22 protein-coding genes and 2 pseudogenes are annotated in these 22,946 nt (G+C 70.1%); 10 read left to right on the top strand and 14 right to left on the bottom strand.

Going from position 1 to position 22,946, the window contains the following annotated elements; genetic code table 11:
• Positions 1-177 precede the first annotated feature (177 nt).
• From O7601_RS10785 to O7601_RS10775, 3 genes are all read right to left on the bottom strand, one after another.
• Positions 178-1,593: a PhoH family protein gene (locus O7601_RS10785; RefSeq protein ID WP_281566031.1), complete on the bottom strand. Its 1,416-nt coding sequence runs from the start codon at positions 1,591-1,593 to the stop codon at positions 178-180.
• A 387-nt stretch (positions 1,594-1,980) separates the two neighbouring features.
• The gene (locus tag O7601_RS10780; protein WP_281566030.1) at positions 1,981-2,409 is read right to left on the bottom strand and encodes a hypothetical protein; all 429 of its coding nucleotides are present in this window, start codon (positions 2,407-2,409) and stop codon (positions 1,981-1,983) included.
• A gap of 28 nt (positions 2,410-2,437) precedes the next feature.
• On the bottom strand, positions 2,438-2,782 hold the full coding sequence (locus O7601_RS10775) for a hypothetical protein (RefSeq protein WP_281566029.1): 345 nt from the start codon (positions 2,780-2,782) through the stop codon (positions 2,438-2,440).
• Between the two features lie 264 nt (positions 2,783-3,046).
• On the opposite strand from O7601_RS10775, the gene O7601_RS10770 reads away from it, so the two are divergent.
• The 3 genes from O7601_RS10770 to otsB all read left to right on the top strand — a co-directional run bounded on the left by O7601_RS10770 (position 3,047) and on the right by otsB (position 4,905).
• The gene (locus O7601_RS10770; protein ID WP_281566028.1) at positions 3,047-3,487 is read left to right on the top strand and encodes a helix-turn-helix transcriptional regulator; all 441 of its coding nucleotides are present in this window, start codon (positions 3,047-3,049) and stop codon (positions 3,485-3,487) included.
• 160 nt (positions 3,488-3,647) lie between these two features.
• Positions 3,648-4,001, top strand: coding sequence for a hypothetical protein (locus O7601_RS10765; RefSeq protein ID WP_164446118.1), 354 nt, complete (start codon positions 3,648-3,650; stop codon positions 3,999-4,001).
• A 79-nt stretch (positions 4,002-4,080) separates the two neighbouring features.
• The gene (gene otsB / locus O7601_RS10760) at positions 4,081-4,905 is read left to right on the top strand and encodes a trehalose-phosphatase (RefSeq protein ID WP_281566027.1); all 825 of its coding nucleotides are present in this window, start codon (positions 4,081-4,083) and stop codon (positions 4,903-4,905) included.
• Between the two features lie 27 nt (positions 4,906-4,932).
• On the opposite strand, the gene O7601_RS10755 is transcribed toward otsB, so the two are convergent.
• The 4 genes from O7601_RS10755 to O7601_RS10740 form a co-directional block, all read right to left on the bottom strand.
• Positions 4,933-5,703: an isoprenyl transferase gene (locus tag O7601_RS10755; protein WP_093406300.1), complete on the bottom strand. Its 771-nt coding sequence runs from the start codon at positions 5,701-5,703 to the stop codon at positions 4,933-4,935.
• A gap of 31 nt (positions 5,704-5,734) precedes the next feature.
• Positions 5,735-6,877 carry a geranylgeranyl reductase family protein gene (locus tag O7601_RS10750; RefSeq protein WP_281566026.1) on the bottom strand — a complete coding sequence of 381 codons (1,143 nt, stop codon included), beginning with the start codon at positions 6,875-6,877 and terminating at the stop codon, positions 5,735-5,737.
• 484 nt (positions 6,878-7,361) lie between these two features.
• Complete coding sequence (locus tag O7601_RS10745) at positions 7,362-8,222, bottom strand: hypothetical protein (RefSeq protein WP_281566025.1); 861 nt, start codon at positions 8,220-8,222, stop codon at positions 7,362-7,364.
• A gap of 31 nt (positions 8,223-8,253) precedes the next feature.
• Entirely contained in the window at positions 8,254-10,104 is a 1,851-nt protein-coding gene (locus O7601_RS10740; RefSeq protein WP_281566024.1) for a phosphoenolpyruvate carboxykinase (GTP), read from the bottom strand.
• Positions 10,105-10,521: 417 nt separating this feature from the next.
• On the opposite strand from O7601_RS10740, the gene O7601_RS10735 reads away from it, so the two are divergent.
• On the top strand, positions 10,522-11,049 hold the full coding sequence (locus O7601_RS10735; protein WP_348650260.1) for a GtrA family protein: 528 nt from the start codon (positions 10,522-10,524) through the stop codon (positions 11,047-11,049).
• A gap of 63 nt (positions 11,050-11,112) precedes the next feature.
• The gene (locus O7601_RS10730; protein WP_281566022.1) at positions 11,113-11,829 is read left to right on the top strand and encodes a GtrA family protein; all 717 of its coding nucleotides are present in this window, start codon (positions 11,113-11,115) and stop codon (positions 11,827-11,829) included.
• Positions 11,830-11,896: 67 nt separating this feature from the next.
• Here O7601_RS10730 and O7601_RS10725 read toward each other — a convergent pair whose 3' ends face one another.
• Together O7601_RS10725 and O7601_RS10720 are read right to left on the bottom strand one after the other, a co-directional pair.
• On the bottom strand, positions 11,897-12,454 hold the full coding sequence (locus O7601_RS10725) for a PH domain-containing protein (protein WP_281566021.1): 558 nt from the start codon (positions 12,452-12,454) through the stop codon (positions 11,897-11,899).
• A 170-nt stretch (positions 12,455-12,624) separates the two neighbouring features.
• Positions 12,625-13,500 carry a biotin--[acetyl-CoA-carboxylase] ligase gene (locus tag O7601_RS10720; protein ID WP_281566020.1) on the bottom strand — a complete coding sequence of 292 codons (876 nt, stop codon included), beginning with the start codon at positions 13,498-13,500 and terminating at the stop codon, positions 12,625-12,627.
• A gap of 75 nt (positions 13,501-13,575) precedes the next feature.
• Between O7601_RS10720 and O7601_RS10715 the strand changes: the two genes are divergently transcribed.
• Positions 13,576-15,159, top strand: a complete 1,584-nt coding sequence (locus O7601_RS10715) for an acyl-CoA carboxylase subunit beta (protein WP_281566019.1) — start codon at positions 13,576-13,578, stop codon at positions 15,157-15,159.
• Between the two features lie 48 nt (positions 15,160-15,207).
• Here O7601_RS10715 and O7601_RS10710 read toward each other — a convergent pair whose 3' ends face one another.
• The 3 genes and pseudogenes from O7601_RS10710 to O7601_RS10700 all read right to left on the bottom strand — a co-directional run bounded on the left by O7601_RS10710 (position 15,208) and on the right by O7601_RS10700 (position 16,582).
• Entirely contained in the window at positions 15,208-15,498 is a 291-nt protein-coding gene (locus O7601_RS10710) for a hypothetical protein (RefSeq protein ID WP_281567105.1), read from the bottom strand.
• Between the two features lie 32 nt (positions 15,499-15,530).
• Positions 15,531-15,772, bottom strand: a pseudogene (locus tag O7601_RS10705) (sigma factor); the annotation flags it as partial.
• 69 nt (positions 15,773-15,841) lie between these two features.
• A complete protein-coding gene (locus tag O7601_RS10700; protein WP_281566018.1) occupies positions 15,842-16,582 on the bottom strand; it encodes a M50 family metallopeptidase in 741 nt (246 codons plus the stop codon).
• A gap of 298 nt (positions 16,583-16,880) precedes the next feature.
• Here O7601_RS10700 and O7601_RS10695 point away from each other — a divergent pair, with 298 nt between their 5' ends.
• Positions 16,881-17,630 carry a GH25 family lysozyme gene (locus O7601_RS10695; protein ID WP_281566017.1) on the top strand — a complete coding sequence of 250 codons (750 nt, stop codon included), beginning with the start codon at positions 16,881-16,883 and terminating at the stop codon, positions 17,628-17,630.
• A 117-nt stretch (positions 17,631-17,747) separates the two neighbouring features.
• On the opposite strand, the gene O7601_RS10690 is transcribed toward O7601_RS10695, so the two are convergent.
• Both O7601_RS10690 and O7601_RS10685 read right to left on the bottom strand, forming a co-directional pair.
• Positions 17,748-17,984 carry a hypothetical protein gene (locus O7601_RS10690; RefSeq protein WP_281566016.1) on the bottom strand — a complete coding sequence of 79 codons (237 nt, stop codon included), beginning with the start codon at positions 17,982-17,984 and terminating at the stop codon, positions 17,748-17,750.
• Positions 17,985-19,224: 1,240 nt separating this feature from the next.
• Positions 19,225-20,598: pseudogene (locus O7601_RS10685) on the bottom strand (protein kinase); the annotation flags it as partial.
• A 91-nt stretch (positions 20,599-20,689) separates the two neighbouring features.
• On the opposite strand from O7601_RS10685, the gene O7601_RS10680 reads away from it, so the two are divergent.
• The 3 genes from O7601_RS10680 to O7601_RS10670 all read left to right on the top strand — a co-directional run bounded on the left by O7601_RS10680 (position 20,690) and on the right by O7601_RS10670 (position 22,904).
• On the top strand, positions 20,690-20,902 hold the full coding sequence (locus O7601_RS10680; RefSeq protein WP_281566015.1) for an acyl-CoA carboxylase subunit epsilon: 213 nt from the start codon (positions 20,690-20,692) through the stop codon (positions 20,900-20,902).
• 110 nt (positions 20,903-21,012) lie between these two features.
• Positions 21,013-21,540 (top strand): hypothetical protein, encoded by a 528-nt coding sequence (locus O7601_RS10675; protein ID WP_281566014.1) that lies wholly within the window; start codon positions 21,013-21,015, stop codon positions 21,538-21,540.
• Positions 21,537-22,904 carry a hypothetical protein gene (locus O7601_RS10670; protein ID WP_281566013.1) on the top strand — a complete coding sequence of 456 codons (1,368 nt, stop codon included), beginning with the start codon at positions 21,537-21,539 and terminating at the stop codon, positions 22,902-22,904. Before O7601_RS10675 ends, O7601_RS10670 begins: the two co-directional genes overlap by 4 nt.
• The last annotated feature ends 42 nt before the right edge of the window (positions 22,905-22,946 follow it).

The following is a 22,946-nucleotide window of genomic DNA, read 5'->3' as shown; positions in this document are numbered from 1 at the left end:
GTCGCCTCGCGGCGTCGCCCGCTCCGGTGTTGGAGTGACGAACGACCACCAACGATGCGTCGGGTGCGTGGGCGCCCGTGGGAAACCATCGCGCACAGTGAGGCCGATGGGAAACCACCAACCTCAATTGTGACATGCGTCACGCGAAGAATCGCCGCGAGGCACCCAAAACGGTCGTCAGGTTGGCACATCCTCCAACAGGTCCGTCACCATCGCGGCGATCGGCGACCGCTCCGATCGGCTGAGCGTCACGTGCGCGAAGAGCTGATGGCCCTTCAACGCCTCGATCACCGCGGTGACGCCGTCGTGCCGTCCGACCCGCAGATTGTCCCGCTGAGCGACGTCGTGGGTGAGTACCACCCGGGAACCCTGGCCGATCCGGGAGAGCACGGTCAGCAGCACTCCGCGCTCCAGCGACTGTGCCTCGTCGACGATGACGAAGGCGTCGTGCAGGCTGCGGCCCCGGATGTGGGTCAGCGGCAGCACCTCCAGCAGACCGCGCGAGGTGACCTCCTCCAGCACGTTCTCGTGAACCACCGCGCCGAGGGTGTCGAAGACCGCCTGCGCCCAGGGCGACATCTTCTCGGACTCCGAGCCGGGGAGATAGCCCAACTCCTGCCCGCCGACGGCGTACAGCGGGCGGAAGACGATCACCTTCTTGTGCCGGCGACGCTCCATCACCGCCTCCAGCCCCGCGCACAGCGCCAAGGCGGACTTGCCGGTCCCGGCCCGACCACCGAGCGAGACGATGCCGATCGACTCGTCGAGCAGCAGATCCAACGCGACCCGCTGCTCGGCCGAGCGCCCGTGCACACCGAACGCCTCCCGGTCGCCACGGACCAGCCGCACGGTCTTGTCCGGCAGCACCCGGCCGAGTGCCGAGCCACGGGACGAGTGCAGCACCAGCCCGGTGTGGCAGGGCAGACCGGCCGCCGCGTCCGCGTCGATGACCTCTCCCGCGTAGAGCCGGGAGATCTCGTCCTCGGCGAGATCCAGCTCGGCCATTCCGGTCCAGGTCGGGTCGCTGGCCTGACCGTGCCGGTACTCGTCCGCGTGCAGCCCGACGGAGGCGGCCTTGACCCGCAGCGGCATGTCCTTGCTGACCAGGGTCACCTCCCGGCCCTCGGCGGCGAGGTTCAGCGCGACGGAGAGGATCCGAGCGTCGTTGGACTCGTTGCGGAAGCCGGGCGGCAGCACCCCGTCATCGGTGTGGTTCAACTCCACGCGCAGCGTGCCGCCGACATCGTTGGCGGGCACCGGCCGGTCCAGCCGACCGTGGCGCACCCGCAGCTCGTCCAGCATGCGCAGCGACTGACGGGCGAACCAGCCCAGTTCCGGGTGATGCCGCTTGCCCTCCAGCTCGGAGATCACCACCAGCGGAAGCACCACCTCGTGCTCCGCGAAGCGGTGGAACGCCGCCGGGTCGCTGAGCAGTACCGAGGTGTCCAGAACGAAGGACTGGCCCGCTGGTCGGGGCTCCCTGGGGTCGGCCGAACCGGCGGCCACCGTACGGCGGCTCCGGGTGCTGCGGCGGGTCGTGGTAGTCGCGGCCGGGCCCTGGTCGGCACCGGCGGTCGTACGGCGAGTCGTCACAGGCCTGCTCCGGCGGATGGGCACCCGGCCACCCGCGGTCCGCCTCCTCCGGATGCCCGGCTGACACGGGGTCGGATGCGGGCCCCGTGCGCGAGGTCGCAGGCCGGGCGGGCCGGCTGGCTCGGGACAACCCCGCGCCATGCCTAGACGCTAGCTCCCCGCACCCGTCCGGGCTAGTGCCAAGTCGTTCATGAACGGCCGCTGGCCGGGGGTGCGAAGGTCAGGTAGCCGCGAGGGCCCACGACATGAACCGGCCGGGATGCATGCCCCCTGCGCGCATCCCGGCCGGTGGGACCACCGCCACCGGTCTGACGTGGCCCCGGCGGCGCCACCCGCAAGGGGTGTACGCGCCGCGCCTGTGGACGGGCCCGGAGCCCGTCGACCGGTTCAGCCGGTCCGTCGGACGAGGGTGCCGGTCGGGTGCCGCCCGGTGACCGAAGCGGCCGGCTCCGCGAATGACGATCCGGTGTACGTGGTGCCCGGGCGAGCCGTGGCAGCCTTCTCGATCTCCCCCGGTGGACCCTCGCCGCGCAGCGCCGGAGGTGGCGCGCACGCGCCACGTGGCGGCAGTGGATTCACGGTGGCCGAGACCCGAGCGGGAGTCGATGAGGGCGCCGTGACGGCGAGGGCGGAGGCGATGGCGGCCTGCGCCTCCCGACGACGTCGGTTCCATGCCCCACGGTCCCCGTCGAAGTAGCCCTGCCGGTAGCCGAAGCGATATCCGATCCGGTAGCTGAGCTGCCCGTGCAGCCGCCCTGCGGCGTAACTCGTGGCGGCGAGCACGAGCACCAGGAAGATCGCCAGGAACGGGCTCATCCGGCGGCCCCGGTACGCCGCGACGCCCTCATCGTTCCTCCGGTTCGACAGTGGTGGGGTCGACGACCAGCAGCCGGTCGAGGTCGTCGGTGCCGATCTCCTCCACCAGTTCCACGCTGATCCGGCAGCCGTCCATGACCACCTCCGCCATGGAGGAGCGGCGGATCTCGCCGCCGGCGTCGTAGACCCGGACACTCAGCTCGGGGCAGCCGAGATGGGTTCGCCAGGCGTTCCACTCGGCCCGGTCACCGACGCTGAGCGACAGGTAGCGGCAGCCGCGGGCGAGGTAGAGGCGCCACGGCGCACTCAGCCCGGCGGCGACCCCCTCGGCCACCAGGCTGAACGCCTGAGCACGGGTTGCGAGTTCGGTCACCGCGTCCACCTCGCACCGGGCGCGTGACGCAGGTGAGCACTGATCGTCTCATGCACGTGACACACCGTAGGTTGTCCCATGAACGTGACAGTATCAGCTTTTCGTTCGTTTGCCTCCGCACCTACGTACATCTATCCTGCCCAGGTGACACCCCTCAGGAAGAGTGCCGGACCCCCCTCCGGCCACATGTCGATGGCGTCACGCAAGCGTGACAGACGCGTGGCAGGCACCGTTATCCAGGCTCAACGGTCGTACGGTCACGAGGTGACCGAGACGGCCAACGCGCGGAAGATCGCCTTCGCCACCTTCGTCCGGCGCGCCCTCGACGAGGCCCGCGCGACGCGGGCATGGAGCGGCACTGAGGTCTCCCGGCGTACCGGCGTCTCGCGGCAGACCATCAACCGCTGGGTACGCGGCGACTGGGCCAGCGACCCGGAAGCCGAGCGGGTGGTGGCCTTCTGCGAGGGCCTCGGGCTCGACCCGGCGGCGGCCTTCGCGGCGCTGGGCTGGGACCGGACGGCCTCCCGCCGAACCGCGCCGGCGCCACCACCGATGGATCCCGACGTGGAGGCACTGCTGCGCCGGCTGGTCGACCCGGACGTCTCGGACGCGGAGAAGTTCCACATCCGAGAAACCATTCGTTACCTCGCATATCGCCCGACACTGCCGCTCGATGTCCGAAAACGAGGCGACGCCGCCAGCTAGTTCCTCAGATGGCGAAAGAACGGCAGGTCAGCCTCATTCGTTTCGCTACGGGGCGGGATCGGGCGCGCTAGCGTCCGTGTTTGTACTGCTTGGGCTCGTCGTCGGCGGGGGGACGGGACAAGGCCGAACCCAGCCCTGCGGGACAGAAAGGGGTCTCTCCATGACCCTGAAATGGTTGGCTGTCGTGGTCGCGACGGTCTCGGTGACGCTGTGCATCACCGGCAACGCGGTGACCCTGACCCTGAACGGCGGGCAGCTTCCGCTGCTCGTCAACCTCTTCGCGCTCGCCACCGCGGGCACCGCGATCGTGCTGGCCGTCGTCGCCGAACTGCACGACCGGCTCAACGACCGGCTCACCGCGCTCACCGAGTTCCTGGTGGAGCGGCTACGGGAGATCGAGGCGCACACCGGCGACCGGAACTCCGGCTTCGTGGAGGGCTACCTGCTCAGCCACGGCCAGGAGGCGGCGGTGGTGCCGTTCGGACGCCGGGGACGTGGGGCCGCCGAACGCTGAGTCACGCTGAATCACACCTGTCGCCCACACCGGATTCACGTCAGGATTGACCGGTGGAACCCGGGGTACGCTGTCGCGCGTGCCGCCGTTGAATCTGGGCAACCAGCAGCCGAAGACCCCGCTGAACGCCGACCGGGCCTGGCGGGCAACCGCCGACCGGGCGGCCGAGACCGTCCTCTTCTTCGACTTCGACGGCACCCTCGCGCCGGTCGCCGACGATCCGACACAGGTACAGCCCGCGCCGAAGGTGCTGGCTGCCATCGAGACACTGGCCCCGATCGTGCGGCGCATCGCGATCGTCTCGGCCCGGCCGGTGGAGTTCCTGCGCGAACACTTCGGCGGGCTCACCGGCGTCGACCTGTACGGCCTCTACGGCCTGGAACACAGCCACTCCGGCGGCGACACGGTCACCGAACCGGCCGCACTGCCGTGGGTGCCCACCATGGCCGAACTCGCCGAGCGTGGCCGCGCCGAACTGCCACCCGGCACCCTTGTGGAGTACAAGCGGCTGTCGGTGGCTCTGCACTGGCGTACCGCACCCCAACTCGCCGCCACCGTCGAGCAGTGGGGCCGGGATCAGGCCGAGCGACTCGGACTGCGGGTGCAGGTCGGGCGGATGGTCCTGGAGATCAAGCCGCCGGTCGACCGGGACAAGGGCATGGTGATCGACGAGCTGGTGCAGGGGGTACGCGGAGCCTGGTACTTCGGCGACGACGTCTCCGACATCAAGGCCTTCGCCGCGCTCCGGGCCCGCGCCGCCGCCGACCCGGATTTCCTCGGTGTCTGCGTCGCCGTCGCCAACCCGGAGACCGGCGACGAGGTCGCCGAGGCCGCCGACCTCACCATCGACTCCCCGGCCGCCCTGGGCGACTTCCTCACCGAGGCCACCCACCGCCTCAGCTGAGCGACCGTCCCCCGTCCCGCACCGCTCTCAGACCCCGTAGCGGCGCTGGCGGGTGGCGTACGAGCGCAGCGCGCGGAGGAAGTCGACGCGGCGGAAATCGGGCCAGTTCAACTCGCAGAAGTAGAACTCCGAGTGCGCCGACTGCCAGAGCATGAAGCCGGAGAGGCGCTGCTCACCGCTGGTCCGGATGATCAGATCCGGATCCGGCAGGCCCCGGGTGTACAGATGCTCGGAGATGTCGTCGACATCGAGCGACCCGGCCAGCTCCTCAAGCGTGCCGCCGTTCGCCGCGTGCTCCAACAGCAGGGAGCGCACCGCGTCGGCGATCTCCCGCCGCCCGCCGTACCCGACGGCGATGTTGACCTGGGCGCTGCCGGCGCGTTCCCGGGTCCGCTCCTCGGCGGCCTTGAGCGCCGTCGCGAGGCGCGTCGGCAGCACGTCGAGCGCGCCGACCATCCGCAGCCGCCAGGGATTGCCCTCCTCGGCCAACTCGGTGGTGAGGTCCTCGATGATCTGAAGCAGCGGATCCAGCTCCGCCGCCGGGCGCGAGAGGTTGTCGGTGGAGAGCAGCCACAGGGTCACGTGCCCGACGCCTGCGGCGTCGCACCAACGCAGTAGCTCCTTTATCCGCTCGGCGCCCATCCGGTGCCCGTCGTTCGGATCGACGAAGCCCATCTCCCGGGCCCATCTGCGGTTGCCGTCACACATCACACCCACGTGGCGGGGCACCGGCCGACCCGCGAGCTTGGCCGTGAGCCGCCGCTCGTAAACGGAGTAGAGAAGTTTCCGCAGACTCATCACCTAGCAGGGTAGCGAGCCGCCGTACGGATCATTGTGCCGGTGGCCGATGCCGCACCGACAGGCCGAGGGCGATCAGGCCGAGCGTCCGCCCGTCCAGCAGGCCATCGCCCAGTCCCAGCTCGGTCACCCTGCCGAAAACGCGTCCGTCACGACCGGCCGCCCGAACCGCCGCGTCCACCACCCAGCGACGCCGGGCCAGCCAGGCCGCCGTCGAACTGTGCCGCAGGTGCGTGCCGAGCCGGCGGCGCAGCGCGGTTCCGTACCGCCGCGCCGCGTGCTCCGGTGCCCCGAGCGCGGCGTGGCCGGCGAGCGCCCCGGAGCGCAACGCGTAGAAGATCCCCTCGCCGGTGAGCGGGTTTATCAGCGAGAGCGCGTCGCCGGCCAGCACCACCCGGCCCCGCCCCGGCACCGGCCGGAAGGTGGAAAGTGGCAGATGATGGGCGCGCAGCGAGCTGACCGCCGCCGGATCCGTGCCGGGCAGCAGCGCGGCCAGCCGGTCGAGCAGGTGCGCGCGGGTCAGCGACTCGCCCCGCAGCACCTCCCCGTACCCGACGTTCGCGCGGCCGTCCCCGATCGGGAACGACCAGGCGTACGCCGGCCAACGGGCGGACGAGGTGACGATGAGCTGCGTGGGTGGGCCGGGCGGCGCGGGCGCGTACCCCCGGATGGCCAGCGCCAGGTGACGGTCCGGATTGCTCGGCTCACCCAGCGCACGACGCACGACGGACCCGGCGCCGTCGGCACCCACCACCACCCCGGCGGAGATCTCCCCGTCCAGCACCACCCGGTCGGCACGCACCTCGACCCGGCGCACCGCCCGCCGACCCAGCGGCACGCCGTCCCGGACCGCCGCCGCCACCAGCCGCGCGTCGAACACCTCCCGCGGCACGGTGTACGCGGGCCTGGGCAACGCCCGCGCCACGGCACCGCCGTCCGGTGCCACCAGCCGCAGCGCCGGCACCGGCGCGAAGCCGGCCACCGCGTCGGGCACACCCAGTTCGGCGAGTACGTCCAACGCGTGTGCGGCGATCCCGTCACCGCAGGCCTTGTCCCGGGGAAACTCGGCCCGGTCCAACAGCAACACCTCCGCACCCGCCTGGCGGGCCGCCAACGCGGCAGCCGCCCCCGCCGGCCCCGCCCCGACCACCACCACGTCGAACTCGTCCCGCACAGCCCCTCCCCGCCGCTCAGCATCCCGCTGCTTCTCCGCCCCGCGCCCCCGCTGCCCCCGCTGCTTCTTGTCCCGCTGCCCCGCTGCTCCTTGTCCCGCTGCCCCGCTGTCCCCCTGCCCCGCTGCTCCGCCTCGACGGCGCGGCGCTTGCTGCTCTGCCGCCTTTGCTCTGCTTCAACCCACGCACCGCGATCGTCCCGGATCCAGCGCGCCCGTTGAAGCAGAGCAAGGGGGTCCGGCCCGAATTGTCGACCAGCCGCACGTCAAGATCCGGGCAAACTCGCCGCCGCGGGAACAGGAAGCAGCAACATCAGCGATGTTGTCCCCTCACGGGCGCCCGAGACAGCAACGTCGGGGAAGTTGCTGTCTCAAGACGTCCGGGCAGGGCCCACGAGAACAAGATCGGGGACGTTGTCCTACCGCGTCCGAGGCAGCAACATCGGCGATGGTGTCCGTTCGGGCGGAGGTCACGGCGGGACGGAGGTCACGGTGGCGTGGGGGTCACGGTGGGTTGGGTGGCGCGGTGGATGCCGTAGACGGTGAGTACGGCGGCGACGACCAGGGGTGCGCCATCGCGGATCAGGCCGTCGACGCCGAGCAGCCACCAGCACAACGGAAGGTCGACGGCGAGCACGGCGACTGTGACGACGACGAGCAGGGTGCCCGCCCAGCGCCGGCCGCGTAGCAGGAACGCCGTGCAGAAGAGCACCAGATAGCTGGTCGCGATGCCGGCCGCCAGCCAGAGCAGCACGGCGGGCACGGCGAGCAGTCGGCCGTCCAGGATCGCGGCCGTGGCGACCAGGGCCGGCACCAGCATCAGCGGGCTGTAGGTGAACGCCGCTACCCGGGCGGTCAGCAGCCAGGCGCTCGCTTCTGGGCGGCGCGGTGGCGTTTCCCGCCAGGAGATGCCGGAGCGGTCGATCACCAGCCGGGGTCGGTGCCGCACCAGGTGCTCGGCGAGCGCCGGTGACCGGTACAGCAGCCAGACCACTGTCGCGCAGAGCGCGGTGAGCAGAGCGAAGCCGAGCAGACCGGGCAGCGGCGGTACGCCCTGGCGGGGCACGATCAGCCGCCCGACCGCGAAGACCGTGGTGACGGCGAGGATCAGGCCGAACGGGCGGGCCACTGTCCGGCCGCGCCGCACATGTCCGATGAGCAGCAGGAAGCCGAACGAGCGCAGCATCGCCCAGCCGGTGCGTACGGCGAGTCCGAAGCCCTGCTCCGGCGCGTACCACCAGTTGAGCACCTCGACCGCGACGGTGGCCGCGGCCGTCACCGCCAACAGTGCGGTCAGGGCCCGGACGGCGGACGGCCGCCGGACCTCGGTCTCGGCGGCCGTCCTCATGGGATCCGATGATGCCCGGATCCGTCGTCGATCACACCCCCTGCTGCGGCTGCTCCGCGTCGAGTCGAGCCCGCAGCGCGTCCAGCTCCGCCCAGAGAACACCGGGCAGCTTGTCGCCGAACTTCTCGAACCACTCGGTGACCAGCGGCAGCTCGTTGCGCCACTCGTCCGGGTCCACCTTCAGCGCGATGCGGACGTCCTCCGGCGTCATGTCCAACCCGTCGACGTCCAGGGAGTCCAGGGTCGGCACCATGCCGATCGGGGTCTCCACGGCCTCCGCCCGGCCCTCGATCCGCTCGACGATCCACTTGAGCACCCGCGAGTTCTCGCCGAAGCCCGGCCAGAGGAAACCGCCCTCCGGGTCCTTGCGGAACCAGTTGACGTAGTAGACCTTGGGCAGCTTCGACTCGTCGCCGTCGGCGCCCTTGCCCATCTCGATCCAGTGCCGGAAGTAGTCGCCACCGTGGTAACCGATGAACGGCAACATCGCCATCGGGTCGCGACGGACCACACCTACCGCACCGGAGGCGGCGGCCGTGGTCTCCGAGGAGAGCGTGGCGCCCAGGTAGACGCCGTGCACCCAGTCCCGGGCCTCGGTCACCAGCGGTACGGTGTCGCGCCGCCGGCCACCGAACAGGATCGCGTCGATCGGTACGCCGTTGGGGTCGAAGTAGTCCTCGGCCAGGATCGGGCACTGGGTGATCGGGGTGCAGAACCGGCTGTTCGCGTGCGAGGAGAGGTTCTCGCTCTCCGGCGTCCAGTCGTTGCCCTTCCAGTCGATCAGGTGGGCCGGCGGCTCGCCCATGCCCTCCCACCAGATGTCACCGTCGTCGGTGAGGGCGACGTTGGTGAAGATCGAGTTGCCCCGGTCCAACGTACGCATGGCGTTGGCGTTGGTCTTCCAGTCGGTGCCCGGGGCGACGCCGAACAGGCCGTACTCCGGGTTGATCGCGTAGAGCCGCCCGTCCGGGCCGAACCGCATCCAGGCGATGTCGTCGCCGATCGTCTCGACCTTCCAACCGGGAATGGTCGGCTCCAGCATGGCCAGGTTGGTCTTGCCGCAGGCCGACGGGAAGGCACCGGCGATGTGGTAGACCCGCCCCTCCGGTGAGGTGATCTTCAGAATGAGCATGTGCTCGGCGAGCCAGCCCTCGTCGCGCCCCATCACGCTGGCGATACGCAGCGAGTAGCACTTCTTGCCGAGCAGCGAGTTGCCGCCGTAGCCGGAGCCGTAGGACCAGATCTCGCGGGTCTCCGGGAAGTGGGAGATGTACTTGGTGTCGTTGCACGGCCAGGCCACGTCCTGCTGACCGGGGGCCAGCGGCGCGCCGATCGAGTGCAGAGCGTGCACGAAGTCAGCGTCGTCGCCCATGGCCTGTAGGACGGAGGCACCCATCCGAGTCATGATCCGCATCGAGGCGACCACGTACGGGCTGTCGGTGATCTCGACGCCGAACATGGGGTTCTCGGCCTCGACCGGGCCCATGCAGAACGGAATGACGTACATCGTCCGGCCGCGCATCGAGCCGCGGTAGAGCTCCGTCATGGTCCGCTTCATCTCGGCCGGCGCCATCCAGTTGTTGGTGGGCCCGGCGTCCGCTTCGTCGACGGAACAGATGAAGGTGCGCTCCTCGACCCGGGCGACGTCCGTCGGGTCGGTACGCGCGTAGAAGGAGTTGGGCTTCTTCTCGGGGTTCAGTCGGATGAGCGTGCCGGCTTCGACCAGCTCGTCGGTGAGGCGACGCCATTCCTGGTCGGATCCGTCCACCCAGACGACCTGGTCAGGGGTGGTCAGTTCAGCGACCTCACGGACCCAGGCGAGGAGTTTCGGGTGGGACGTAGGGGCTTGATCGATACCCCGAACGGTAGCCGGAGCAACCATGACACATCTCCTTGTGGTCGACGCTGACCGGTCTATGGAGTGCACGAGTCTCGGCGCCGCGATGCGCGTCGCCTTCGTGGAAACCTGGGATTGGCCTCAGCGTAAACCGAGGGACCTCTCCAGTCAGTGGGACTGGTTGTGAAGAACTGCACAAGGTGCGGTCACGCTGCGGCATCACGAGCCTTTACCCGCTTTCACGCGCAGTTTCACGCAAATCCTTCGGTGGACCTCCTGCTGACGGCACCCGCAGCGGCGTTTTTCACCCGGCAGCGCCGGAGCGGCAAACAACACCTGATCGCACGGGTCCGGTTACGCTCCGTTCGTGCCCGTCCGTGCCGTGGCACCGGTGCACCCTGGTGTCCGTTGCTACCCGCTCCCGAGGCCGCCAACCGGTACGCTCGCACGGTGGCCGCCACGATGACCGGAGAGCCAGGCTCCCGGCAGACCCGCCCGGGTCTGGTTCACTCCCTGATCGACCGTTTCGGTCACCTCGTCCGGGAGATGAGCAAGTTCGCGACCGTCGGCGGGATCGCCTTCCTCATCGACTTCGCCCTGTTCAACTATCTGATCGGCCCGCAGGGCGTGGAGCAGATCACCGCCAAGACGATTGCCACGGTCATCGCCGCGACCTTCGCCTTCCTGGGCAACCGGTTCTGGACCTGGCGGCACCGCAAGCGCTCCCACCCGGCCCGGGAGTACGCCCTGTTCTTCTTCTTCAACACCGTGGGGCTGGGCATCGCGGTGGCCTGTCTCGCCATCAGCCACTACGGGCTCGGCAGCATCTGGCCGGCCGTCTTCCAGACCCGGCTGGCCGACAACGTCGCCAGCTTCATCGTGGGCACCGGGTTCGGCACGCTGTTCCGATTCTGGTCGTACCGACGGTTCGTCTTCGTCGAAGCGGGAACGCCATCCGTCGCGGAAGCGAACCAGGACCGCCGGGCGTGACCTGCCGCCCACTCGTTCGGTCGGAGCCAGCCGACCCCGACCCACTGCCTTAAGGTGTTGCGCATGCCTCTCGTCCGTCTGCTGCCTGAGCGCTGGCAGAAGTTCATCCACGAGGCACTCAAATTCGGCCTGGTCGGTGGCATCAACACGGTCATCAATTACGCCGTGTTCAACGCACTCGCACTCACGGTTTTCGTCGACGGTCAACTCAAAGCGACAGTCGTAGCCACCATCGTCGCCACGATCACGTCGTATCTGATGAATCGGCACTGGACGTACCGAGATCGACCGAAATCGGCGATGCAGCGGGAATACGCCCTGTTCTTCCTATTCAACGGAGCCGGCCTGCTGATCGAACTCGGTGTGCTCGCCGCCGCCAAGTACGGACTGGGCGTGACCGGGTTGCTCGCGCTGAACATCGCCAAGACCGGCGGCGTGGTGCTGGCGACGCTGTTCCGCTTCTGGTCGTACCGGACGTTCGTCTTCCAGCCCGCCGCGCCGGTCGAGGCCACGCAACGGTGGCACGGCCTGCCCCGCGACGAGTGGGACACGATGGCCGGGATGGACCCGGTGGCCGAACTTGCCGAGTCGGTGACGGAACTGGAGGAGGAGCAGCCGTCCGCCGCCCAACCCGGCGTGACCCCCCGGCCGCTCCAGCCGAGACCCGCGCCGCTGCCCGACGAGGCCCGACTGACCGCCGAGTTGGACGCCGAGCTGGAGGCCGAGTTGGCCGCCCAGTTGCAGCCCGCCCCGGCTCCCCGCCGTCCTCGTCGCCGCTGACCGGCCACCCGAACAGGCCGGCGGTGCCGGCTCGCACGCGCGGGCCGTGCCGGATCGGCCCGGGCGGTTACGCGCCGCCGCTCTTGTCCCGCTCGCCGAGAATCTCGCGCAGCTCACCGTCGCCGAGCGAGTGCCGGTCGTGAAACGCCTCCACCAGTTCGTAGAGCTTCGTCTGGACCCGGTCGACCTTGGGCACGTCGTGCAGCACGGACTGCCCACGCTCACCTGCCGACTCGATGGTGAGGGTGCCGTAGCCCAGCACCCGCCCGGCGAACTGCTGGCTCATCGAGTGGTCGTTGACCCGACTCAGCGGGATGTCCCGGCGCTCCCGGGAGAACACGCCGTGCTGAAGCACGACCCGTTCGTTGGTGAAGAGGTAGTGCGTGGTGCGCCAGGAGACGTACGGCCACACCGCCAGCACCATCACGGCCAGCAGGGCCAGCCCGCCGATCACCGCGAGCGTCACGGAACCGCCCCCGCCCGAGGGGAGGAACAGCACGCCGGCCACCACGGCGGCAACGGCGAGCACCAGCACTGCCACCGGCCGGATCAGCCCCTTCCAGTGCGGATGCAGGTGCAGCACGACATGCTCATCCTCACTGAGCACGTCCTCGGGAAACGCCACGGAACCCTCCTCGCCGAAACGGACGCCCAGACCGTAACCCCCACCCCCACCGCCCCACATCCGCCACGCGGCTCGTACCCCCACCCCACCGCGCCGATCATGAAGTTGTTGTCGCCCAGGCGTGATCCACTCGACAACAACTTCATGATCAACTAATCAAGGGGGCGGGGTCAGCGGAGGTGGTGGAGGTCGGCGGCGGCTAGGGGGCGTTGGCCGGTGGGGGTGGAGAGGAGGAGCTGGCCGGTGGGGTCGATGCCGGTGGCGGTGCCGGTGACGGAGGTGCCGTCGGGGAGCAGGGCGCGGACCTCGCGGCCGATGGTGCCGCACGCCGCCAGGTATGCCTCACGCAGACCGCTGGCGACCGCGTCCCCACCGGCGTCACGCCATCGGGCGTACCAGTCGGCGACCGAGCGGAGCAGGGCCCGTAGCAGCGGATCCCGGTCGGTGGCGGCCGCGCCGGCCAGTTGCAGCGAGGTGGCCGGCAGACCGGTCGGATGTTCCGGCAGTTCGTCGGCGCGCAGCGTCACGTTCAGCCCGATCCCGACGACGACCGCAGGTGGGTCGCTCAGCCCCGGCCCAGGCACCCCCTCGGCGAGGATCCCGGCGCACTTGGCACCCCCGATGAGCAGGTCGTTCGGCCACTTCAGGGTGGCCTCCAGCTCGGCCAGCAGCGCCACCGCCTCGACCAGCGCCACACCCGCCAGCAGCGGCAGCCAGCCGTACCCCGCCGGTGGTGCCGGCGACCAGCCACGGGCCGACACGGCCTCGCCGGGCCGCAGCAGCACGCTGGTGGCGATACCGGCGCGCGGCGGCGACTGCCAGACCCGCCCGCGTCTGCCCCGGCCGGCAGTCTGCCGCTCGGCCACCACTACCAGGCCCTCCGGCTCCCCGGCTCGCGCCGCCTCGGCGACGTCGGCGTTGGTGGACCCGGTCTCCGTCCGCAACTCCAGCCGGGACCACGGACCGTACGGCGCGACCAGCGCCCGACGCAGCCGGGCCGCCGACAGCGGCGGACGATCCAGATCGGTGTACGGAGAACCCGGCACACCACCAGCCTACGGGTAGCCCGGTGAGGCGAAGTGCACAGCAGCGGTGACCTGAACCATCGTTATATTCCCAGGGTGACTACCGAGACCGGGACCAACATCCACAGCACCGCGGGCAAGCTGGCGGACCTGGCGAGACGGGTCGACGAGGCGGTGCACGCCGGGTCGGCCCGCGCCGTGGAGAAGCAGCACGCGCGCGGCAAGAAGACCGCCCGGGAGCGCATCGAGATGCTGCTCGACGAGGGGTCGTTCGTCGAGCTGGACGAGTTCGCCCGGCACCGGTCCACGAACTTCGGGCTGGACCGGACCCGCCCGTACGGCGACGGCGTGATCACCGGGTACGGCACCATCGACGGCCGGCAGGTCTGCGTCTTCGCCCAGGACTTCACCGTCTTCGGCGGCTCCCTCGGCGAGGTCTTCGGCGAGAAGATGGTCAAGGTGATGGACCTCGCCATGAAGATCGGCTGCCCGGTCATCGGCATCAACGACTCCGGCGGCGCCCGGATCCAGGAGGGCGTGGCCTCGCTCGGGCTCTACGGCGAGATCTTCTTCCGCAACGTCCGGGCCAGCGGCGTCATCCCGCAGATCTCACTCATCATGGGACCGTGCGCCGGTGGGGCGGTCTACTCCCCCGCGGTCACCGACTTCACCGTGATGGTCGACCAGACCTCACACATGTTCATCACCGGACCGGACGTGATCAAGACCGTCACCGGCGAGGACGTCGGCATGGAGGAGCTGGGCGGCGCCCGCACCCACAACAGCCGCAGCGGCAACGCGCACTACCTCGCCACCGACGAGGCCGACGCGATCGACTACGTCAAGGCGCTCCTGTCCCACCTGCCCTCGAACAACCTGGACGAGCCACCGGTCTTCGAGGCACCGGCCGACCTGGAGATCAGCGACGCGGACCGGGAACTGGACACGCTGATCCCCGACTCGGCCAACCAGCCGTACGACATGCACCGGGTGATCGAGCACGTGCTCGACGACGAAGAGTTCCTGGAGGTCCAGCCGCTCTACGCGCAGAACATGGTGGTCGGCTTCGGTCGGGTCGAGGGTCGGCCGGTCGGCGTGGTGGCCAACCAGCCGATGCACTTCGCCGGCACCCTGGACATCGCGGCGAGCGAGAAGGCGGCCCGCTTCGTCCGCACCTGCGACGCCTTCAACATTCCGGTGCTCACCTTCGTGGACGTTCCCGGCTTCCTGCCCGGCACCGGTCAGGAGTGGGACGGCATCATCCGCCGGGGCGCGAAGCTCATCTACGCGTACGCCGAGGCCACCGTCCCGAAGGTCACCGTCATCACCCGCAAGGCGTACGGCGGGGCGTACGACGTGATGGGCTCCAAGCACCTGGGGGCCGATCTCAACTTCGCCTGGCCGACCGCCCAGATCGCGGTGATGGGCGCGCAGGGCGCGGTGAACATCCTGTACCGGCAGGAACTGGCTGCCGCCGAGGATCCGGCGGCGGTCCGCGCCGAGCGGATCGCCGAGTACGAGGACACCCTGGCCAACCCGTACGTGGCCGCCGAGCGCGGGTATGTCGACGCGGTGATCCCGCCGCACGAGACGCGTACCCAGATCGTCCGGGCGCTGCGGGTGCTGCGTACCAAGCGGGAGACGCTGCCGCCGAAGAAGCACGGCAACATCCCGCTGTAGGTGCCACGAGCGTGCCCCTTCCGAGCCCGGTTTGTCGGGAGGGGCAGGTCAGCACGGTGGATTGGCGGCGGCGCACATCCGCCCGGCGGCGATCACCGCCAGCCGGCGCAGCTCCGACTGACTCACACCGACGTCGACGTTGACGACCGTGACCAGGTCACCGACCCGCACCACGGCGATGATGTCCGGCGGCATCGGTCCGGCGAGCAGCTCACCGTCGGCGTCGCCCCGACGTGTCTCACCGACCGTGTGCCGGATCAGCACCGACTCGTCGCCGGCAAAGTGCCGGTCCACCACCTCCCAGTGCTGAATCGCGTGGAAATCGACCCACTCCGACATGTCGTCGATCGCGCCGACCTCGACACTCTCCCAGCGCGGGCGCGGCTGCGCAGGCTGCGCCAGCGGCTGACCGCGATCCGGCCGCCACCACGCGTACCCATGCCTCCGGGTCGTCGTAGCCGCCCACGCTGGACCAGCGCTGCCAGGCCCGGATGAACGCCTCCTGGACCGCGTCCTGCGCCTCGGTGAGGTCACCGGTCAGGACGTAGACGTACCCGAGCAACCGCTGCCGGCTGCCCCGGTAGAACTCGTCGAACCCCTCGACGTCGGCCACCCGCACCTCCCGTACCTGACAGAGCACACGCACCGGGGGGTGGGGCAGGTTGCCGACCGGCCGACGGAATCAGGTGAGTCCGGCCTCGGCGAGCAGCGGGCCGGCCAGCAGCAGGCCGCCGGTCGCCAGCACGGCGAGGTTGGCCAGGCCGAAGAGGACCACCCAAAAGAACGCCGGCAGCGGGGTGATCCCGGCCAGCTGGTCCGCGTCGGAGGCCGGCATGCCGCGCCGCGCGCGCATCCGCTGCAACTCCACCACCGGGCGTACGCCACCGAGCAGCAGGAACCACACCCCGGTCCACGCGAAGGCGGCCTGCACCTGCGGGCTGGCGTACCAGGAGACGGCGAGCACCGCACCCCCGACGATCACCAGAGTCAGCGCGCCGTAGAGGTTGCGGATCATCACCAGCATGGCGAGCAGTAGGAGCACCGCGATCCACAGCAGCAGGGTGATCCGGTTGCCGGCGAGCAGCCACGCCCCACCCAGGCCGACCAGGGGCGGGGCCAGGTATCCGGCGAGCAGGGTGAGCACCATGCCCGGGCCGGTCGGGCGGCCGGCGGACAACGTCAGGCCGGAGGTGTCCGAGTGCAGCCGGATGCCGTGCAGCTTGCGTCCGGTGAGTACGGCGACGAGTGCGTGACCGCCCTCGTGGGCGATGGTGATCGCGTTGCGGGCGATCCGCCACGGCAGCCGGGTGACCACGACGAGCAGCGCGACCAGCCCGGTGAGCACCACCAGCAGCGGAGGCGGATCCGGCTGCGCCCCGAAGAGGCGGTCCCAGAAGTCGGTCATGCCCTCGATCGACACCATGAGGCGGGAGCCTACCGCTCACGTTCCGCCGCCGGCGCCGAGCCGGGTGAGCGTTCCGGTGTCGGTCCCGGGCCGACCGGTCGTATCGTCTGAGACTGACCGGGCGGGGCCAAGGCTGGTGAGACGCTCACCCTCGCCGAGCCGTTCCGCTGGCAGATCGATCCGGCCACGCTGCGTTGATCGCCAGGTGGGTCGCCACCACAACCGGTACATCGAAAGTTGCCTTGATCCCTCTTGCTTTGGCCGACGATCGCCTTCAAAGATGTCTGTCTATCGACAGTCGTCTCAGGAGGACGCCATGGGTCGGACCAGATCGCTGCGTCGGCTGACCGCCGCCGCACTCGCCGTACTCGCCACCGCAGCCGCCGGGCTCGTCGCCACCGCGACCCCGGCCGCCGCCGCCACCGTGCCGGGCATCGACGTCTCGCGGTATCAGGGCACCATCAACTGGACGAGCGTCCGCAACTCCGGCATCCAGTTCGCCTTCATCAAGGCCACCGAGGGTACGAGCTACCGCGACCCGAACTTCAACACCAACTACGTGAACGCGTACAACGCGGGAGTCATCCGAGGCGCCTACCACTTCGCCCGGCCCAACATCTCCTCCGGCGCGGTCCAGGCGAACTTCCTTGCCTCCAACGGCGGCGCGTGGTCCGCGGACAGCCGCACCCTGCCGGCCGCGCTGGATCTGGAAGCGAACCCCTACAGCGGCGGATACTGCTACGGCCTGAGCACCACCGGCATGCGCAACTGGGTACAGAGTTTCCTCAACACCTACCGGTCCCGCACCGGCCGGTACGCGGTCATCTACACCACCACCAGCTTCTGGAACCAGTGCACCGGCTCCTGGAGCGGGCCGTGGAACAACCACCCGCTGTGGGTGGCCCGCTGGTCGTCCTCGGTCGGCTCCCTGCCGGCCGGCGCGCCGTTCTGGAGCTTCTGGCAGTACACCGACTCCGGCAGCGTCCCTGGCATCAGCGGCGGCGTCGACCGCAACTACTGGAATGGCGACCGCAGCCGACTGATCGCCCTGGCCAACAACACCTGACGTACGCCGCGACGGCGGGCCGACGTCCTTCGCTCGGAGCGGACGTCAGCCTGCCGTCGCGCCGTCCACGACCCACTGTCGTCGGCGCGCTGCGCGGCTTCGGCTTCGGCCAGTTGTTCAGGCCCGCCGCCGCGCGGTCATCGCGACCGGCACGCCCATGCCCGCGCTACGGGACACGCTGCCCCGGCGGGTGAGGTGCCAGCCGGCGAACGCGGCCCCGGCGAGCGTCACCAGGCTCAACATGGTCGCCAGCACCGTGACTCCGACGGTGGCGACAAGCAGTACGACGTTGCCCAGCACCACGGCCGTCCACAGTGCCAGCCGGGGCCGGGCATCCCTTCCTCGGTAACCCATCTCGGGCCTCCCTTCCGTCGTCGGAGATCAGATACCCCGGACGGTGGGAGGCCATGCCTGCCGATCAGTCCTGACGGTCGGGCACGAACTCGCGGAAGATCATCTCAAAGTTCTCCAACTGCTCGTCCCAGTCGCGGTCGGCGACCTCCCAGCGCAGCGCGAAGCCCCGGTTGCTGGCGGGCACGAAGGCCCGGTTGCGGACCCGGATCGTGGTGCCGTCGCGGGTTTCCCGCCAGTCCCAGTCGGCGCAGGTCCGCCACTTGCAGTCGAACGAGGAGATGTCGATGTACTCGTAGTTGCGGACCAGGTTCTTCCGGTTCGGCTCCTGCGACCGCCAGTCGGCCTCGGCGTCCCGCTTCGGCGTGTCGGTGCGGTCGATGAGCAGTTCCCGTACCCCGTCCGGCTCCCGGTAGATGACCGAAGTGCCGCTGGTGCTGCGTCGCCAGCCGTCGGGGATCGGCACCTTGAAGCCCACCGGGTCGGTCTTCAGCGTCCAGCCTTCGGGCAGGCCGCCGGCAGTTTCCGACGGGCTGGGCGAGGCCGACGGGCTGGGCGACGCCGACGGGCTGGCCGGCGGGTCGCTCGGTGGCGGGGCCGCCGGCTCCGAGCTGGCCGGCGGCGGTGCGCTGCTGGTGCCGTCCGCAGCCGGCGGAGTCCCGCCGTCCTGGTCGCCCCTGTTGAGCAGCGGAATCGCCACCACCACGCCAAGCAGCAGCAGCGCCACCACGGCACCGACGAGCACCGCACGCCGGGTCCGCTCCGAACGGAACTGCCCGGCCTTGAAGACGTGGCCGCGTGTCGGGGCGGGACTGACCGGGGCTGCCGGCATGACCGAGGTCGGCTGTGGCGTCCGCCCCATGCGGTCGCGGTGGCCGCGATCGGCGGCGTCACCACCTGTACTCCGACCGCCCGGTCCGGCTGCGCCCGCAGCGGTCCCGCCGCCGTGCGTACCGGCCTTCGTCGCGCTCGGCCCGCCTGAGGTTGCGTCGCCCGCGGTGGCCGCGCTTACGGCCGTCTCGGCCTCCGTCGCGCCCGGACCGGCCGTCGCGGTCTGGCCCACGCCGGCCTCCGGGTCCGCCCCGCCGTCGTCCGTCCGGTCCAGCGTCGCATCGGCACCGGCAGGCGCCCGGTCCGTCGGGTCCGAGCCGCCCCGGTCGACGGCGGCGGTACCCGATCCGGCCTGCTCGTCCAGGGACGCGGGTTGCCCGTCACCAGCGCCGTCTCCGGAGGCGTCGGCCGCCGCAGCGGCGGTGCCGTCCCCCGCCGCTCCGGCTGCCGCAGCCTGCGCGGTGGCGGCGCTGTCTGACGGCGCTCCGGCTGCTGCGGCGGTCGAGGCGGTACCGGCAGCAGCAGCCAGGGCGGCATCCCGATCACCCGTCGGCGAATCGACCCGGGACGATTCCTGCTCCGAGTCGTTCGGACCGGCCTCGGACCGTCCTGGGCTGGTCGGCGCAACCTTGGCCGTCGGATCGGCATCGGCGCGGCCGTCCGGATCGGCGACCCGCGCCGTCAAAGCGGCATCGGGGCGACCGTCCGACTGGTCGACCTTCGTCGTCGGGTCGGCACCCTCGCCGGGCTGATCACCTGTCGAACGGTCCGCTGTGGAACCAGCAGTCGCAGCACCGCCGGCCAGTAGTCCTGACGTGGGTGGCGTGCGGGGCGCGGGCGGGGTGACGGGGGTGGACGGCCGCTCACCGGAGGGGCGCGGCGCCGGCACCAGCGGCGGGCGCGGCTCGCGCGGGCCGTTCGGCCCGGGCCGGCGTACGCCGTCGAGCAGTGAGATGGTCCGTGCCCGCCGACCGCCGGCCTTGCGCAGCATGCGCTCGGCCGACTCGGCGGTGATCCGTTCCTGCGGGTCCTTACGCAGCAGCCCGGCGAGTACCTGCTTGAGCGGGCCGGCGTTGCGGGCCGGCGGCACCGGCTCGGTGGCCAGCGCGGCCAGGGTGCTGATCGCGGACGGGCGCGCGAAGGGGGACTTGCCCTCCACGGCGGCGTACAGGGTCGCACCGAGCGACCACAGGTCGGCCTCCGGGCCGAACGTGCCGTCCCGGGCGCGCTCCGGCGCGATGTACGCGGGCGAGCCGAGCACCATGCCGGTACGGGTGACGTTCGGGTCGCCGGGGATCGTGGCCAGGCCGAAGTCGGTGAGCACCACCCGGCCGTCGGTGCCGAGCAACACGTTGCCGGGCTTGACGTCGCGGTGCATGATGCCGGCCTTGTGCGCGGCCTTCAACGCGTTCAGCACGCCCAGACCGATCTCCACGGCACGCGCCGGCGACACCGGACCGTCCTCGGCGATGGTGTCCTGCAACGACTTGGACGCGACGTACTCCATGACGATCCACGGGTCACCGTCGGTGCGGAGCACGTCGAAGATGCGTACCACGTTGATGTTGTTGAGCCGGGCGATGGCGCGTGCCTCGCGCAGCGAACGTTCGCGCATCTCGCGGCGCTCGTCGCTGGTCAGGCCCGGCGGCGGAACCAGCTCCTTGATCGCGACGTCGCGGTGTAGCACCTCGTCGCGCGCCTTCCATACCCGACCCATGCCACCCTGACCGAGCGGCGAGAGCAGCCGGTACCGGTCGGCGACGAGTTGGGGGGCAGCTTCTGACATCGCTGAGACGGTACCCGGCAGCGCAGGCGGTCACACCGCCGGCACGCCACTGTGCGATGAAGGTCCACCTCTGCCCGCGTACCCTGAGGTCATGTCTGTCGAAGAGCCGCTGTTCCGGGTCGTGCGCGGCGTGCCGACCGCCGAGGAACTGGCCGCGCTGGTCGGCGTGATCGCCGTGCGGTCACGCCCCGCGGCCCGGCCGACGCCGACGGCGGTGTCGGCTTGGACGCGCAGCGGCCGGCCGGCGGCTGCGGCGCTGACGCCCGCTGCCGGTGCGTGGCGCACCTCCGGCCTGCCTCGTTGAACCACCGCTGGTACGTGGCAGCGCTGCCGGACGCGGCAGGGCTCCCGGAGGGGGCGTTCACCGTCTAACCTCACTCAGGGGAGCGAGCCCGTGACAGATTGGGAGGGCCGATGATCCCTGAGGAGGATCGACAAGCGTCCTGGCTACGCGGTTCCGCTGGCGTCGAGGCCGACATCCGTCAGCTACGAGATTTCGCCGAGCAACTCCGCGCCGAGGTGGAAGGCAGTTACGCACCGTACCTGCGACACATCGCAGATGACATGCTCACCACCGTGCCCAACCCGGCAGACGCGTTCGTCGAGCTGGTGCACTTCATGCGTACCCATTGGGAAACCCAACAGGCGACGACCAACGCGGTCTGGGGCGTCGGTGACGCCACCGGCCACCTCGCGGAAGCCGCCAAGCTCGTAGCCGAGCAGTACGCCGACACCGACGCCTTCTCCGCCGCCCGGGTCGCCGACGTCCACCGGGCACTCGGACAGCACGGTATGCCGCTCGCACCCGACAACGACGAGACGCGCGGGCAAACCTTCCCGCCGCCACCGGCTGCCGTGGCGTCACCACCGGCTGCCGTGGCGTCGCCATCACTCGGCGACCCGACCGGCACCGACAACATTGGCCCGGTGGTGGTGCCATGAGGGAACCGGGCGTCGGCCGCAGCGGCGGCCTGACGGAGTGGCAGCTGATGAACGTGGCCGACATGTGGGCCTGCCTTCAGGACCACCACACCGACAACCACTGGCGACACGTCGCGGGCTGGCGCAAAATCGCCGAGCTGGCGGGCCAACATCTCGCAAGACTGAGGACCTACCGCGAACGCCTAGCCCAGGCGTGGCCGCCCGAGACCAGCGCCGCCTCCCACGCCTACCTCGCCAAACTCGACGAGCTGATCAACCAGGTCCAGCACACCCACGACGCCGCCACCACCAACCAGACCGCACTGTCCGCCGCCACCCAGGCCCTCAGCAGCAGTCGAGACGAAATCGGAAAAATCTACCAGGAGTACGCCGACAAGTTGCAACAGAAGCGATCCTGGGAGGAAACCGCCGCCGACCCGAAAGCTGCCGCCGCCAGCCGAGCCATCCAGCCACCGGTGACGGACGCCGACCTCGAACGGCTGAACATCCAGGCCCGCAACGTCATGTACGCCCTCAGCACCGAACTCCACCAAGCCCAAACCCAACTCCGCCACCCACCCCCCACCAAAGCGATTGCTCTCGATGGCGCTGCCCCTGATACTTACGGCGGCGATGCGGCACCGATCATTCCGCCCATCGCGCCCTTCTCGCCGCCACGCAGGCAGACTTCATTGGGAGAGCAGAGTTTCCCGCCGGAGAAATTACTTCCCAACTCGTCGACGCCAGCTATCGGGCCAGTGCTCGGCGGAGTCGACTCTCATCTGATTCCCTCTCCGGCCCCACTCTCGTCACCCGGAACCACGCCACCTAGCCTGAACTCGCCAATATCTATTGCCGGGATTCCGCCGACGTCAGGATTGGTTATCCGACCGAGCCTTGGCGGCCCCAGCCAGGAGACTAAAGCGACCGGCAAGGTAACCAGCAGCTCGACCAGCAAGAGTTTATCGTCCTCAAAAACCCCGCAAAGTGGATGGATCGGAGGACCAACAGGACGCAGTGCCATCCATTCCGGGGCAAGCAACAATCAGCCGCGCTCGTTAAATCCCTTCGGTGGGCTCATCGGTGGGGGAGCAGCAGGAACTGCACCGACCGGAGGTGCAGGATCGCGACCAGGCGGAAAAAGCTGCTTCGGGATTATCCAAACGCCCGTCGGCGGCTCACCGAGGTTCGCTCCAGCCAGTGGGACGGGCCCTAGCAGGACCTGTTCGCCCTTCAGCCGCCAAGATCCCGTAGATGATAACGAAGCGCGCAGGTGGGATCCGGACGACCCTTGGGCAGTGGATACGGGGATCAGCCCAATTATCCGTCCACCAAGTGAAGAGGGACCAATTGACCCAGGCCCCGCCATCGGCCTTACGCAGTGATACCAATCGCAAATGGCAAGTGGCTTCCGGCATTTGCGCTAG

Source organism: Verrucosispora sp. WMMD573 (assembly GCF_027497175.1).
GTDB lineage: Bacteria > Actinomycetota > Actinomycetes > Mycobacteriales > Micromonosporaceae > Micromonospora.
The sequence above is the reverse complement of the archived record's forward strand: the minus strand, read 5'-3'. Positions and strand labels throughout refer to the sequence as shown.